The sequence below is a fragment of the Gilliamella sp. W8145 genome (genome assembly GCF_016101145.1).
GTDB lineage: Bacteria > Pseudomonadota > Gammaproteobacteria > Enterobacterales > Orbaceae > Gilliamella > Gilliamella apis_A.
This window is the reverse complement of record NZ_JACFRC010000001.1, coordinates 1557027-1570545: the sequence shown is the minus strand read 5'-3', so window position 1 is coordinate 1570545 and position 13519 is coordinate 1557027. Positions and strand designations below refer to the sequence as shown.

At 32.6% G+C, this 13519-nt stretch carries 12 protein-coding genes; 7 read left to right on the top strand and 5 right to left on the bottom strand.

All coding sequences use genetic code 11. The features are described from left to right. Positions 1-58 precede the first annotated feature (58 nt). Positions 59-1927 carry a SurA N-terminal domain-containing protein gene (locus H3T80_RS06990; protein WP_198200939.1) on the top strand — a complete coding sequence of 623 codons (1869 nt, stop codon included), beginning with the start codon at positions 59-61 and terminating at the stop codon, positions 1925-1927. A 152-nt stretch (positions 1928-2079) separates the two neighbouring features. Continuing rightward, positions 2080-2382, top strand: coding sequence for a ComEA family DNA-binding protein (locus tag H3T80_RS06985; protein ID WP_110447133.1), 303 nt, complete (start codon positions 2080-2082; stop codon positions 2380-2382). Between the two features lie 40 nt (positions 2383-2422). On the opposite strand, the gene priA is transcribed toward H3T80_RS06985, so the two are convergent. Continuing rightward, complete coding sequence (priA, locus tag H3T80_RS06980; protein ID WP_198200938.1) at positions 2423-4591, bottom strand: primosomal protein N'; 2169 nt, start codon at positions 4589-4591, stop codon at positions 2423-2425. 192 nt (positions 4592-4783) lie between these two features. Between priA and moaC the strand changes: the two genes are divergently transcribed. From moaC to H3T80_RS06955, 5 genes are all read left to right on the top strand, one after another. Next, positions 4784-5275 carry a cyclic pyranopterin monophosphate synthase MoaC gene (moaC, locus tag H3T80_RS06975; protein ID WP_198200937.1) on the top strand — a complete coding sequence of 164 codons (492 nt, stop codon included), beginning with the start codon at positions 4784-4786 and terminating at the stop codon, positions 5273-5275. 4 nt (positions 5276-5279) lie between these two features. Continuing rightward, positions 5280-5525, top strand: a complete 246-nt coding sequence (gene moaD, locus H3T80_RS06970; protein WP_034904250.1) for a molybdopterin synthase sulfur carrier subunit — start codon at positions 5280-5282, stop codon at positions 5523-5525. Positions 5526-5529: 4 nt separating this feature from the next. Continuing rightward, positions 5530-5973 (top strand): molybdopterin synthase catalytic subunit MoaE, encoded by a 444-nt coding sequence (gene moaE, locus H3T80_RS06965; protein WP_198200936.1) that lies wholly within the window; start codon positions 5530-5532, stop codon positions 5971-5973. A 53-nt stretch (positions 5974-6026) separates the two neighbouring features. Further along, on the top strand, positions 6027-6725 hold the full coding sequence (locus H3T80_RS06960) for a Bax inhibitor-1/YccA family protein (protein WP_198200934.1): 699 nt from the start codon (positions 6027-6029) through the stop codon (positions 6723-6725). A gap of 168 nt (positions 6726-6893) precedes the next feature. Further along, complete coding sequence (locus H3T80_RS06955) at positions 6894-8714, top strand: sulfatase-like hydrolase/transferase (protein WP_198200932.1); 1821 nt, start codon at positions 6894-6896, stop codon at positions 8712-8714. Between the two features lie 39 nt (positions 8715-8753). Here the strand turns inward: H3T80_RS06955 and sppA are convergent, their stop codons facing one another. From sppA to surA, 4 genes are read right to left on the bottom strand one after another with little or no spacing between them, the layout of a single operon-like run. Beyond that, complete coding sequence (sppA, locus tag H3T80_RS06950) at positions 8754-10571, bottom strand: signal peptide peptidase SppA (RefSeq protein WP_198200930.1); 1818 nt, start codon at positions 10569-10571, stop codon at positions 8754-8756. Between the two features lie 22 nt (positions 10572-10593). Continuing rightward, the gene (apaH, locus tag H3T80_RS06945) at positions 10594-11409 is read right to left on the bottom strand and encodes a bis(5'-nucleosyl)-tetraphosphatase (symmetrical) ApaH (RefSeq protein ID WP_198200928.1); all 816 of its coding nucleotides are present in this window, start codon (positions 11407-11409) and stop codon (positions 10594-10596) included. A 4-nt stretch (positions 11410-11413) separates the two neighbouring features. Further along, entirely contained in the window at positions 11414-12211 is a 798-nt protein-coding gene (rsmA, locus tag H3T80_RS06940; RefSeq protein ID WP_198200927.1) for a 16S rRNA (adenine(1518)-N(6)/adenine(1519)-N(6))-dimethyltransferase RsmA, read from the bottom strand. Continuing rightward, the gene (gene surA, locus H3T80_RS06935) at positions 12204-13517 is read right to left on the bottom strand and encodes a peptidylprolyl isomerase SurA (RefSeq protein ID WP_198200925.1); all 1314 of its coding nucleotides are present in this window, start codon (positions 13515-13517) and stop codon (positions 12204-12206) included. Before surA ends, rsmA begins: the two co-directional genes overlap by 8 nt. Between the last annotated feature and the right edge of the window lie 2 nt (positions 13518-13519).

Sequence of the window (13519 nt, the reverse complement as noted above, 5' to 3'; positions counted from 1 at the left end):
TTAGCAAATATGCTATACTTGCGAAATTCAAATTCAGGTGTATGGAGAATAGCCAGTTATGATGGAAACAATTAGAACAGCAGCAAATAGTGTTGTTGTTAAAATAATCTTTGCAATCATTATTTTATGTTTTATTTTTACCGGCGTTGGATTTTTTGGTTTTGGTGGTAGTGGTAATAGCGCCAATGATGAGCAGTTATACATTGCTAAAGTTGATGGTGAAGGTATCAGCCGAGCAGGATTTGAAGAGCAAGCTAAACAGGCGATTGAAAACACTTCCGGTGATGCTTCTCTTATCAAAATGTTGCGTCGAAATATTTTAGCTCAGCAAATAGATAATTATTTAGCTTATCAGTTCGCGGACAAAATTAATACCGCTATTAGTAACGAAAGTATAAAAAACTATATTAAACAACAAAGAGTTTTCTTTATAGACGGTAAATTTGATAATCAGAACTATTTAGATTTACTGGCTAAAAATGGTTTCACTCCTGATAGTTATGCTGAAATCTTAAAAACGTCATTACAACAACAACAAGTTATGGATGCTTTAGTTCAATCAAGTTTTGTTCTGCCATCTGATTCCGAAATTGGATTATTAAAAAATCAAACGAGAAATGTTTATGCGACGGTAATTGATTCATCAATTGATGATAATAAAGATATAAATATTTCTGAAGCGGATGAACAAAAATATTATAATGAACATCAAAATGATTTTCATAAGAAAGAACGTGTAAAAATTAAATATATTTACAATTCAAAAGACCTTATTGCGAATTCAGTTAAAGTCAATGAAGATGAAGTTAAAGCTGAATACAATAAAAACATTCATGAATATAGTTATCCTGCTCAAAAAGCGTTCAGTGTCATTTTTGTAACAGATAAAGCACAAGCTTATAAAATAACTAAAGAATTGGCTGCAGGTGCTAATTTTGAACAAATAGCACAATCTATCAATTTAAATAACGATATTTCACCGTATGGTAAGAATGGCGCATTAGGCTGGTTTGCTGAAGATAGTTCTTTACCTGAACTATTTAAAAAAGCAAAACTAAAGAAAGTTAACCAAATTTCAATGCCAATACCAACTGATGATGGATATGCAATAATTAAGTTAGATGGTGAGCAGCCAGCCAAAAGTATAGATTTTAATTTGGTAAGAGACAGAATTGAAGCAAGCATAGCTAATCAAAAAATACAAAATGAATTTAATGCAATTGAAGATAAAATTAAAATTGCATTAAGCGAATCACCTAAAACTATTGAGGAGTTAGCTGAAAAAACAGGACTGACTGTAAATACGACTGATTGGACAACTTATCAAGATCCTTTTTCAATCATGAATCATCCTGAAATAAGCGATTTAGTCTTTAGTGAAGAAATGATAACTGATGGTCAGTTAACTCATAAAATATCTGATTTAATTCCAATTGAAAGAAAACAAGGTAGTTATGATTTTGTTATTCAAGTTATTGATAATCGTGCTGAAGGAATAGCGCCATTTGATGAAGTTAAAGATGCCATTAAACAACAATTAACTAAAGATATATCTGATAATCGTTTTAAATCTAATGTTGAAAACCTATTAGCTGAATTAAATACTACTGGCAAATCAGATAAAATTCGATTAAGTCAAAGGTATGAGTTAAATAGAGACTCAACCAATTTAGATAAACAAGTCGTCGATATGGTATTTAATTTAGAGCAACCGATTAAAGGTGTTAAATCTGTGACTTATGGAGCAGAATTCTTAGAAAATAATACAGCTTATATTGTTGCATTAACTAAAGTAAATACTCCAACTGAGTATCAAGATATTTCATCAGAATTATTACCATTATTTGCTGCTGATACGTATTATTATCTTCGCGATGATATTCGTTCTAAATCAAAAATTGAAATAATGCCTGATGCTAATATGTGATTGAGATCGAAATAAATTTCTATTAGCTGTAATTAAAGCAAAGCCACTTAGGTGGCTTTTCGCATTTTTATTATAAGTAAAATTCATTTTATTAACGTTGTGAGATAGTTAACTTGCAAGTTTAGTTGCATAATTATTTTGGAGTTAATCAAATGAAAATTTTTACAATATTATGTTTTTTATTCTCAAGCATCTTTTTTCCAACTATCTGTTTTGCAGAATCAAAATCAGAAACTACTACAGCAGTAGAAAAACAAGTTGCTCAAGTTAATATCAACACCGCAACAGCTGAAGAATTGACTAAAGAGTTAGTTGGTATTGGTATGAGTAAAGCTCAGAAGATTATTGAATATCGAGAAAAATTTGGTCCTTTTATTTCTATAGAGCAGTTAAAGGAGGTTTCAGGTATTGGTCAAGCAACACTTGATAAAAATATAGGAAAAATTACATTATAAATTTAGTCTCTTCCAACAAATTACCTGTTGGAAGAGTTATTTAATTATCAATTGGATCAACATCAATATTCCATCTTACTTTTGATGCTTCGTTCCACTGAGTGATATTCATAAGAAGATTATCTAATATTTGCTGTAATAATTGTCGGTTGCTATGTTGCAAGAGTAATTGCCAACGATTATAGCCCGCTTTTTTCGGTTGGCTTGCAGGCATAGGGCCAAGTTGCCATAAATTTTGATCATAATTTGCTTTTAGCCAATCATGAATACGCTGTAAAAATTTTGGTGCTTGCTGGTTATTACGATCAGCGGCACGAATTAACACTTGATAGCTAAATGGAGGTAATAATGTTTGCTTGCGTTCTTGTAAGGTTTGCTTGGCAAATGCTTGATAACCTTGAGTTAGTAATATATTCAATAATGGATGTTCTGGATGATAGGTTTGTAGAATAACATCACCAGCTTTTGTTTCCCGACCAGCTCGTCCTGACACTTGGGTATATATTTGTGCAAATCTTTCTGTGGCTCTAAAATCACTTGAAAATAGAGCTCCATCAACATCCACTATTCCAACTAATGTAACATCGGGAAAATGATGTCCTTTAGCCAGAATTTGCGTACCAACTAAAATATGAGCACCGCCTTCTTGGATGTCATGTAAGTAAGTGTTTAATGCCTCTTTTTTGGTTATTGTATCGCGATCAATACGAGTGATTTTTACATTCGGAAATAATATATTGAGTTGTTTTTCTAGTTGTTCTGTTCCAAATCCAATAGGTAATAATTGCGTTGAACCACATTTAGGACATTGTTGGGGAATGTCTCTAGGTGTATCACAATAATGACAAATTAGTCTATTTTGTTTTTTATGAAAGGTATAAGGCCGATCACAGCGTGGGCACTCGGCAATCCAACCACAATCATGACAAATGATTAATGGCGCAAATCCCCTACGATTAAGAAACAACATAACTTGATTATTATTATCTAAATGTTCTTTTATATGGGCAATTAATGGCTGGGAAAGCCCAGAAGCCAGAGCCATGCCACGAATATCTAAAATAGATTGTTTGGCTAATCTTGCATTGCCAGCCCGTTGTGTAAGCTTAATTTGCTGATACTTATGGCTTTGGGCATTATTAATGGTTTCAAGAGAAGGGGTCGCCGAACCTAAAACTATAGGTATATTTTCAATTTTAGCTCGGATAATTGCTAAATCTCTGGCATTGTAACGCCAGCCTTCTTGTTGTTTGTAGGAACTATCATGTTCTTCATCAATAATAATGATACCTAAATCTTGCAATGGAGTAAAAAGTGCTGATCGTGTACCTACGACGATAGCATTGTCACCTGCTTTACTTCTTAACCAAACTTCAAAACGTTCCTTATCAGTAAGGCCTGAATGTAAAATATCAATTGGTGCATTAAAACGTTGTTTAAAACGTTTGATAGTTTGTGGAGTTAAACCAATTTCAGGTACTAATACTAAAGCTTGTTTCCCTTGCGCTAAAACATCAGAAATGATATTTAGATAAACTTCAGTTTTACCAGAACCTGTTATACCATCGAGCAAAAATACACCAAATTGTTTGTTTTGTTTATTAATAGTTGTGATTGCATTTAATTGTTCGTGATTTAATTGGAACGGTGCTTTGTTGGTTGAATAATCTGTATGCCAACAAATTTTATCAGGTTGACGATAAACAAGCTCAATAAGCTGTTTTTTCTGTAATTCTTGATAGATATTAGAATTAAATTCACTTTCATTCAAACAGTTGTTTCTGAGTGAAGATATTAATAATTTCTGTTTTGGTGTTCGTGATAGTAGGTTTAAATCAATTTGTTGCCCTTTTGGTGTTAATTGCCAATATTTTATGCCATCTTTGATGGCTGGGCGACCTTGCCTTAATAGGATCGGCATAGCATGAAATATTACTTCACCAATTGGGAAGTGATAATAACTGGTTGCCCAATTTAATAATTGCCAGACTGGTTGAGGAAAGAGGTTTTTTGTATCAATAATTTCTATAATAGATTTTAAATTCTCGATATCAAAAGTTGTTTGCTGATCAATCTTAACGATGATTCCAATCATTTCTCGTTTACCAAATGGCACTTTAACCCGCATACCAATTCTAGCTTGCGTATTAAGTGTGTAATCAAACAGTTGATAGAGAGGCACAGGTAAGGCTATATGGGCAATCAGCATTAACAATCACTATTACAGTTATAAAAATTGCTATTGTACGCAGATTTTATTTAACTCGCAAAAATTACGCAGATTAATTAATTATTTCAAAATTAAATATCCAAAACTTTATGAATACGCTAGTAGTATAGATAAACAAAATTTGTTATCTTGAGTGACAAATTAAAATATAATGTTTAAGGATGTTTAAAAATGTCAGCGTCATTTTCACATATTAATCAACGTGGTGATGCTCATATGGTGGATGTTTCAGAAAAACAGATAACCCATCGAGAGGCTAGGGCAGAATCAATAGTTTTAATGAATGCGGAAACATTTAATATGATTATTGAAGGAAAACATCATAAAGGTGATGTGTTTGCGACAGCTCGAATTGCAGGAATTCAAGCTGCGAAACGGACTTGGGAGTTAATACCACTTTGTCATCCATTACTACTTAGTAAAATAGAGGTTAATATTGAACCTCTATTTGAGAATCATAGTGTAAGAATTGAATCAATCTGTAAGGTAACAGGTCAAACAGGTGTGGAAATGGAAGCATTAGTTGCTGCTTCTGTCGCTGCATTAACGATATATGATATGTGTAAAGCTAGTCAGAAAGATATGATTATCAATCAAGTTAAATTATTAAATAAAGTTGGTGGTAAATCAGGCGAATATAATTTAAACAAAGTAGAACAATAAAAGTATGAATAAAATTTATTTTTTTGCACAAATTAGAGAGTTGTTAGGCGTTGAATCTTTAGAATTAATGGTAGATCAAATCTCAATAGCTCAACTTTTAGAGCAGCTTAGTTTACGGGGTGACAAATGGTCATTAGCTTTAAAAGAAAAAACCGTATTATGTGCGGTAAATCATACTTTAGTTGATTATCATCATATAATTCAACAGAATGATGAAATTGCTTTTTTTCCACCGGTAACAGGTGGGTAATAATATGAATATTATTGAAATTAACCAATCAGCTATTGACATAAATTCATTGATAAAATGGTTATACGAGTCACCTCAAGATGGTGCCGTAGTTACTTTTATGGGTAAGGTGCGTAGTTTAGAAAATCAAGTGATTTGTTTAACATTGGAACATTATCCTCAAATGACGGAAAAAGTATTGAGCAACATTATTCATCAAGCCAGAGATAGATGGTCAATTAATCGAGTTGCATTAGTTCATCGTGTGGGCAAAATTAATGCTAATGAGAGTATTGTTTTTGTTGGTGTTAGTTCGGCACATCGCAGAGATGCTTTTGCCGCAACTGAATTTATTATGGATGTATTAAAAAATGAAGCACCGTTTTGGAAGAAAGAACAAACTACTAGTGGTGAAAATTGGGTAGAGGCTAAGCAGTCTGATGTAAATGCCTTGAAGAAATGGTATTAATCCCTATTTAATATATAATAAAGTTGTTATGTTATTTTTATGAGAGGAAAAAGATGTCAAGTTATACTCCTAATGGTTCAATTATAGAACGTGCTAATAGCCGTATACAAACATACATGAGTCAAGTGTATGGTTGGATGGCTGTTGGTTTACTTTTAACTGCTTTTGTTGCTTGGTTCGCATCAACTAGTTATGAGTTTCTCATTTTATTATCACGAGTAATGTGGGTACTTTTAATTGCTGAAATCGGATTGGTATTTGTTATTTCAGGAATGATTAATCGTTTGTCTGGTGCTGCAGCAACAACTTTATTTATGCTTTATTCAGTAATAAATGGTTGTACTTTTTCTATATATTTTATTTATTATACGTCATCTTCAATTGCCAGTGTCTTTTTTATTACTGCTGGAATGTTTAGTGCGTTAGCATTTTATGGCTATACGACTAAACGAGATTTATCTGGTTTTGGTGGCTTTTTATTCATGGGATTAATTGGTATTGTTATAGCATCTCTAGTTAATCTATTTTTGCAAAGCGAACCTTTAATGTGGGCGGTAACCTATATTGGCGTATTCGTTTTTGCCGGATTAACTGCTTATGATACGCAAAAACTTAAACAACTGGGAGTCAACTTATCGCAAGATGATCAAAATATGTTTAGGCGTTATGTAATATTAGGTGCATTAACACTCTATCTTGACTTTATCAACTTATTTATCATGTTACTGCGCATCTTTGCTGATCGAAGATAACCATTCATAACATTATAAGAGGGCTCTACAAAGAGCCCTTTTTGTTAATTTTATATTAATTTCTATACTTTTATTGTTTTTTTGTTAAAAATTTTGCGGAAAGCAATAAATCAAAATAAAAAAACATTATTATTAAAAAAATTTCAGTCTTTTACCTAATGGATTCCTATGAAAAAACTTTATTTGTTCTTGTTAGTAAATATTTCAATTTCGTCAATAATAGCAATCCGATATTTTTGGGTACCTGGTTCTTCGTTTACTTGGGATGGAAGCCTTTTTGCATTTATTGCTGTTTTAGGTCATTTTTTTTCAGCTTATTTATTAATTTTTGTTTTATCTATTCCTATCCTTTGGATAAATAAAAAAATAACTAATATCTGCTTGGCACTTATATTCAGTTTATTGCAAATTGTTTTATATATAGATACTATTGTCTTTCAACAATATCGATTTCATATCAGTGAATCGGTATTATCAATGGTGTTTTCGGGTCAGGTTGTAGATTTTTCAGCTATGACTTATTTATTAATATCTTTATTAATATTCGTTTGTTTTGCAACGGAATATTTAGTCCTTTATCTACTTGATAAGAAATTTAATCTTAATAATATTCGATCTAAATTATTAATTATACCGACAGTTTTTCTTGTTTGTTGTTTGGTTATCAGTCATCTGATACATATGATTGCTTTTTATTACGCCTATTCTCCGATTATGGTTGTCAAAGAATATATTCCTTTATATCGTCCATTTACCTCAAAAAAGATAATGGGATATTTTGATAAATCAGGGCAACGTAAAGTGCTTATTGAAATGGATAATCAGCATGCAAGTATCTATTACCCTAAAAAAGATCTTATGATTAATCCAGATAATCAAGCAACACCTAACATTATGTTTATTGTGTTAGATTCTTGGCGTTATGATTCTTTTAGTCCAGATATTTCCCCCAACACTTATCGTTTTGTTAAACAGAATGATAGCATAATTTTTAATAATCATTACTCAACTGGTAATGCTACTCGAACCGGTATTTTTGGTCTTTTTTATGGTATTCCCGGCACGTATTGGGATGCTTTTTTAAGAAACCGAATCCCATCGTTATTTATAACCACTTTGCAAAAAGAAAATTATAATATTGGTATATTTACTTCAGCCAAAGTTACCGCCCCTGAATTTGATCGTACGGCGTTTTTGACTATCAAAAATTTAAGAATTAGTAGTAGAGATGGTAAGGCATCTAGTCGAGATAAACAGTTAACGGAGGATTGGCTAAATTGGTATAAAACTAGAGATCAATCTAAACCGAGTTTTTCATTCTTATTTTTTGATGCTCCACATGCTTATGATTTTCCTAATAACTTTGACATAAAATTCCAACCTGTCGGTGAACTTAATTACATGACATTAAGTAACGATACTGATCCTGTCCCAATTTTTAATCGATATAAACAGAGTGTCTATTATGATGATTATTTGTTGCAAAAAGTCTATGATGAACTCAAACAGTCTGGTTCATTAGATAATACCTTGATTATTATAACCGGTGACCATTCACAAGAAATGAATGACAATAAACTAGGTTTTTGGGGGCATAATGGTAACTATACTGATGCACAAACTAAAGTTCCTTTTATTATTGTTGGGGCAAAAGATCTTCAACACATGAGCGATAACATAAATAAATTTACTAGTCATGAAGATGTAGTACCAACAATAATGCGGAATTATTTACATGTCGAAAATGATATTAGTGATTATTCGACAGGTTATGATTTGTTTAGCCCGATATTAAATCGAGATTGGTTATTAATGTCGAATTATAGTTCTTATGCTGTACGGACTAAAGACAACATTTATTTTGTTAATCGTCTTGGTATTAGTCATTATTTCGATGCTTATAATAATGAAGTAAATGAAACTCCTAATTATAATCTCATCCATGCTGCAATGAATAATATGCGTTATTTTTTCCAAACAGAACAATAAGAATAAATAATAATCCACCTTAATGGTGGATTATTTGAATTATTTTATATCAGCACAGTTTATGCAGTAAATATAACGATTTTGTCCATCTTGGAACTTGTCCCAGAACGAAACTTGTTGCTTGATCTGTTTTATTTCTGGTAGTTGTTCGAACAATATTTCTGCTGTTGATTTTGGCATCATTGCAATCATATCTGAATATAAAGCATTGATCCAATTACCTTCTTGTTTTTGCCAATCTATTTGGTAATCTGAAATATTAGCTAATGTGGCTGCCATTTCAATTGCATCATCAAAATCACCTAATTTATCAACTAAACCGTTTTTACTTCCTTCTGAACCCAGCCACACTTGACCTTGGGCTATATTATCTACTTGTTCGATAGTCATATTTCGTGCTTTTGCTACTAAAGAGATAAAAGTGTGATAACCATGATCAATATTCATTTGAATAAATTGGTTCATTTCATTGGATAAATTCTGAGTTATGCTTCTATTTGCTAACGGTGATGTTGATACTCCATCATTATAGACTCCGATATGAGAAAGTGAATTTTCAATGGTTGGTACTATACCGAAGATGCCAATGGATCCGGTTATAGTATTTGGGCTGGCAACAATATAGTCTGATGCAGTTGATATCCAATAACCGCCAGATGCAGCCATTCCGCCCATGGAGACAACCACCGGAATTTGGTAACTACGTAAAGCCTCTAATTCATTGCGAATTGCTTCTGAAGCATCAACACTTCCACCAGGACTATTTACCCTAAGTATGACAGCTTGTATATTATTTTTATTTAAATTTTTACGAATGTTTCTTAATTGCGCAACAACATCTTGGCTTCCGGCGACGTTGCTGCTATTTTCTCCGTTGGTAATTGTTCCATTAACAAAAACAACGACTATTTTTGGTTCTTCAGTTGCTGGTTTAGCATTTTCTTTCAGCTGGTAATCATAAATACTTACTCTATTTTTTATATTGATTTCAAGTTCGAACTCGTGATTAGTCGCTATTGCATCAATCAAACCATTTGCTAAAGCGTATTGTGCCATGTTGCCATTAGCTGCTTTTAATTCTGATAACATGTCTTCAGGTAATGGTATTAATTGTGTCGGTGCTTTTTTTCGTTCTTCTGAAATATCACCAAGGTAGTTATTCCACATTAGATTTAACCATCGAGAGGTGTTGCTTCTGGCTTCATCCGACATATTGTCTCGAATGAACGGTTCAATAGCAGATTTATAAGTACCAACACGAAAAACATGAGTATTTATCTTTAAATTATCTAATAATGTTTTGTAATATAAGTTATTGGCTGATAATCCAAATACACTTACAGCGCCTAATGGCGTTAAGTATATTTTATTAGCATAACTGGCTAAATAATATTGACTTTGATTAAAGTTTGAACCAATGGCATAAATAGGTTTATTAGCTGCTTTGAATTTCGTTAAATATTTTCCAATATATTGTAGAGAACTCATGTCAGCACCAACAAAATTATCTAATTTCAATACCATACTTTTAATATTAGGATCTGATGTGGCTTGAGATATCTTTTGCACTAAATCAAATAAGCTATTTTCACGAGATAGATTTACTCTTTTGCCATAAATCTTATCTTGTATTTCATAAATTTCATCACTATAAAGTGAGTTGTCAACGACAACACCCTCAAGATCCATAATTAAAGTGCCTGATTGAGGAATGACATCTTGCTTGTTTACTTCTTTTATTAATGCGATACCACTAAAAATCAATAGAATAATGATTAAGAAAACGAGATTAAGAAAAATTTCTCTGATTAAATTGATAATTTTCCAAATTGATTTGATAACAGATAGTGCAGACATAATAAAATAGCCTTTTTCTAATTTAATTAGTTTCTATATTTCTCTTTTTGAAGTATTTTTTGTCTTCAAATCGTAAACAAGTTAATTTGCCACCCCAACAACATCCTGTATCAAGCGCGTAAATATTTTCAGGCGTGCCTTTTCCATTCAGTGCTGCCCAATGACCAAAAGCTATACTATAATCTGAGGGGATTTTTCTTGGCAGAGCAAACCAAGGTTTAAGCTTTGAGGGAACTTGATCGGGTTGATTTTTGTAATAAAAATCGAGTCGGCCATCTTCGTAGCAATAACGCATTCGCGTTAATGCATTGGCAATAAATCGTAGTCGATCTAATCCTTGTAGATCCATTGACCACTCATCAGGAAAATTACCATACATTTTGTCAAGAAAAAGTGGATAGGAATCACTGCTTAAAATGACATTTAGATCATGGGCACATTTTTTTAATGTTTCCATATCCCATTGTGGCGAGACGCCTGCATGAGTCATAATAAGTTTTAATTTTTCATCTATTTGGACTAGTGGTTGTTTACGTAACCAGTTCATTAATTCATCCAAATCATGTGCATGAATTAATTTATCAAGGTTATCTTTCTTTTTAGGAGGGGTAACATTGGCATAGATTGATAACAGATGTAAATCATGATTACCTAACACTAATCTAATTTGTTCGCTATTTTGTTTAACAAATCTAATAACTTCCAGTGATTTAGGCCCCCTAGCAACTAAATCACCAGTTAACCATAACGTATCCGATGATGAAAAACCTGCTTTTTCAAGTAAACGCATAAATTCATCATAACAACCATGAATATCACCAATTATTAGATTTGCCATAAGATTATTTCCAAGCGTTTGCCAATAGACAATATTGTTTTACCGTCAAATTTTCCGCCCGTAAATTAGGGTCAATATCTAATTCGAGCATTTGTTCTGCCGTAAATAAATTACCTAAGCTATTGCGTATGGTTTTACGTCTTTGATTAAATGCTTCTGTAGTAATACGTGAAAGTACTTTGACATCATTAACTAAATAAGGTTTTTGCTTATAAGGGATTAGTTTCACTACAGCGGAGTCAACTTTAGGCGCGGGTTTAAAAGAAGTTGGTGGCACTTCTAAAACAGGGATAATTTGGCAGTAATATTGTGCCATCACACTTAAACGGCCATAATCTTTACTATTTGGCGCTGCAACTAGACGAGTAACTACCTCTTTTTGTAACATAAAATGCATATCAGCAATAATAGGCGCGTATTCAAATAAATGAAACATTAAGGGCGTCGAAATATTGTAAGGTAAGTTACCAAATACTCTTAATTGCTGACCTAATTGCTCGAATAATAGATTAAAATCAAATGTTAATGCATCTTGTTCAATCACACTAATTTTATTTTGTAAAAAAGGATTTTCGACCAATCGACTAGCTAAATCCCTATCAATTTCTATCACAGTTAGATGATCAACATGTTTACTTACCGGTATAGTCAATGCAGCAAGTCCTGGGCCTATTTCAACTAAAGCTTGCCCTTGTTTAGGTTGTATCGCTGCAACAATACTTTCAATAATATAATCATCATGTAGAAAATTTTGACCGAATCGTTTGCGAGCAAAATGCCCTTGATGAACACGACTATTCATTCTTTCCTTCACCTGTAATTTTAATATAAGCATCACCTTTAAGTTCTTGAATCCAAACTTGTGCTTCCTCGGCAAATTTTCGGTTAAAAATAAGTCGGTAAGCTTGATCTTTTTTAACCATATTAGTACCGTCAGTCTGTCTGGTATCAATTAGTTGAATTAAATGCCAACCGTAAGATGATCTTATTGGTTGACTGATTTCACCTTTTTTCAATTGTAATAATGCACTTTTAAAACCATTATCATAAACTTCAGGTCTATTCCAGCCTAAATTACCGCCATTGTCTTTAGAACCGGTGTCTTCAGAATTCGCTTTTGCCGCCGCTGCGAATGTGGTTGCTCCACTAGTAATGGCTTTACGGATATCAGTTAATTTTTGTTTAGCAACTTGATCGGTAACTAATACGTTAGTTTTAATTAATATATGTCGAGCATTCACTTCTTGAAGAGTAATTTTTTTCGGCGCTTCAGAACGAGTATCATCAACTTTTATTATATGAATTCCAACGCCTGAACGGATAGGTCCAATTACACTACCTTTTGCTGCACGAATCAGACGTTCTTCAAAGATAGTCGGTAGTTCATTGAGTTTTCGCCAACCCATAGAACCACCTTTTAGGGCTAGGTCATCATTAGAATATGATGTGGCTAATTTAGCAAAATTTTCCCCTTTTTTTGCTCGATTAATAATATCCATGGCTTTATTTGTGGCACTGTCAACTTGTTGTTTAGATGCTTTTTCTGGAATAGAAATTAAAATATGACTAATTTTGACATCAATATTGTTGGTTGGTTGATTTGTCATTGTCTTGGTTAATTGTTCTACTTCTCGAGGTGAAACTTTGATTCTTGGTCTAACCTCATGCATACGAGCTTGCTCAATCAACATATCATTATGAATGCGTTCTCGATAAGTACTATAGCTAATTCCCATTGCTGATAATCTACTTCGTAGTTGATCGATTGTCATGCCATTTTCAGCAGCGATACCATCAATTGCACCAGTTATTTCATCATCACTAATAGTAATTTTGGCTTTAGCAGCCCTTTGTAAAATTAAATTTTCAACTATTAACCGATCGATGATTTGTTTTCGGAGCACTTTGTCACTAGGTAAAGTTCTTGGGTCGGCACTAGCTTTAATGGTTTTTAACATATCATTAACGTCACTTTCTAAAATGACATTATTATTAACCACTGCGGCAACTTGCTCTATAACTTTTGGAGCAGCATGAGCAGAAATTGGTGTAAACAGTGCTACGTTAATACTTAAGTTTAATGCAATAAAAAGTTTTAATAATTTCATAT

Bases quoted from the DNA above. Each gene is read 5' to 3' on its own strand.
- surA (WP_198200925.1), bottom strand. From the start codon at position 13,517: ATGAAATTATTAAAACTTTTTATTGCATTAAACTTAAGTATTAACGTA.
- H3T80_RS06955 (WP_198200932.1), top strand. From the start codon at position 6,894: ATGAAAAAACTTTATTTGTTCTTGTTAGTAAATATTTCAATTTCGTCA.
- H3T80_RS06960 (WP_198200934.1), top strand. From the start codon at position 6,027: ATGTCAAGTTATACTCCTAATGGTTCAATTATAGAACGTGCTAATAGC.
- rsmA (WP_198200927.1), bottom strand. From the start codon at position 12,211: ATGAATAGTCGTGTTCATCAAGGGCATTTTGCTCGCAAACGATTCGGT.
- H3T80_RS06990 (WP_198200939.1), top strand. From the start codon at position 59: ATGATGGAAACAATTAGAACAGCAGCAAATAGTGTTGTTGTTAAAATA.
- H3T80_RS06985 (WP_110447133.1), top strand. From the start codon at position 2,080: ATGAAAATTTTTACAATATTATGTTTTTTATTCTCAAGCATCTTTTTT.
- apaH (WP_198200928.1), bottom strand. From the start codon at position 11,409: ATGGCAAATCTAATAATTGGTGATATTCATGGTTGTTATGATGAATTT.
- moaE (WP_198200936.1), top strand. From the start codon at position 5,530: ATGAATATTATTGAAATTAACCAATCAGCTATTGACATAAATTCATTG.
- moaC (WP_198200937.1), top strand. From the start codon at position 4,784: ATGTCAGCGTCATTTTCACATATTAATCAACGTGGTGATGCTCATATG.
- sppA (WP_198200930.1), bottom strand. From the start codon at position 10,571: ATGTCTGCACTATCTGTTATCAAATCAATTTGGAAAATTATCAATTTA.
- moaD (WP_034904250.1), top strand. From the start codon at position 5,280: ATGAATAAAATTTATTTTTTTGCACAAATTAGAGAGTTGTTAGGCGTT.
- priA (WP_198200938.1), bottom strand. From the start codon at position 4,591: ATGCTGATTGCCCATATAGCCTTACCTGTGCCTCTCTATCAACTGTTT.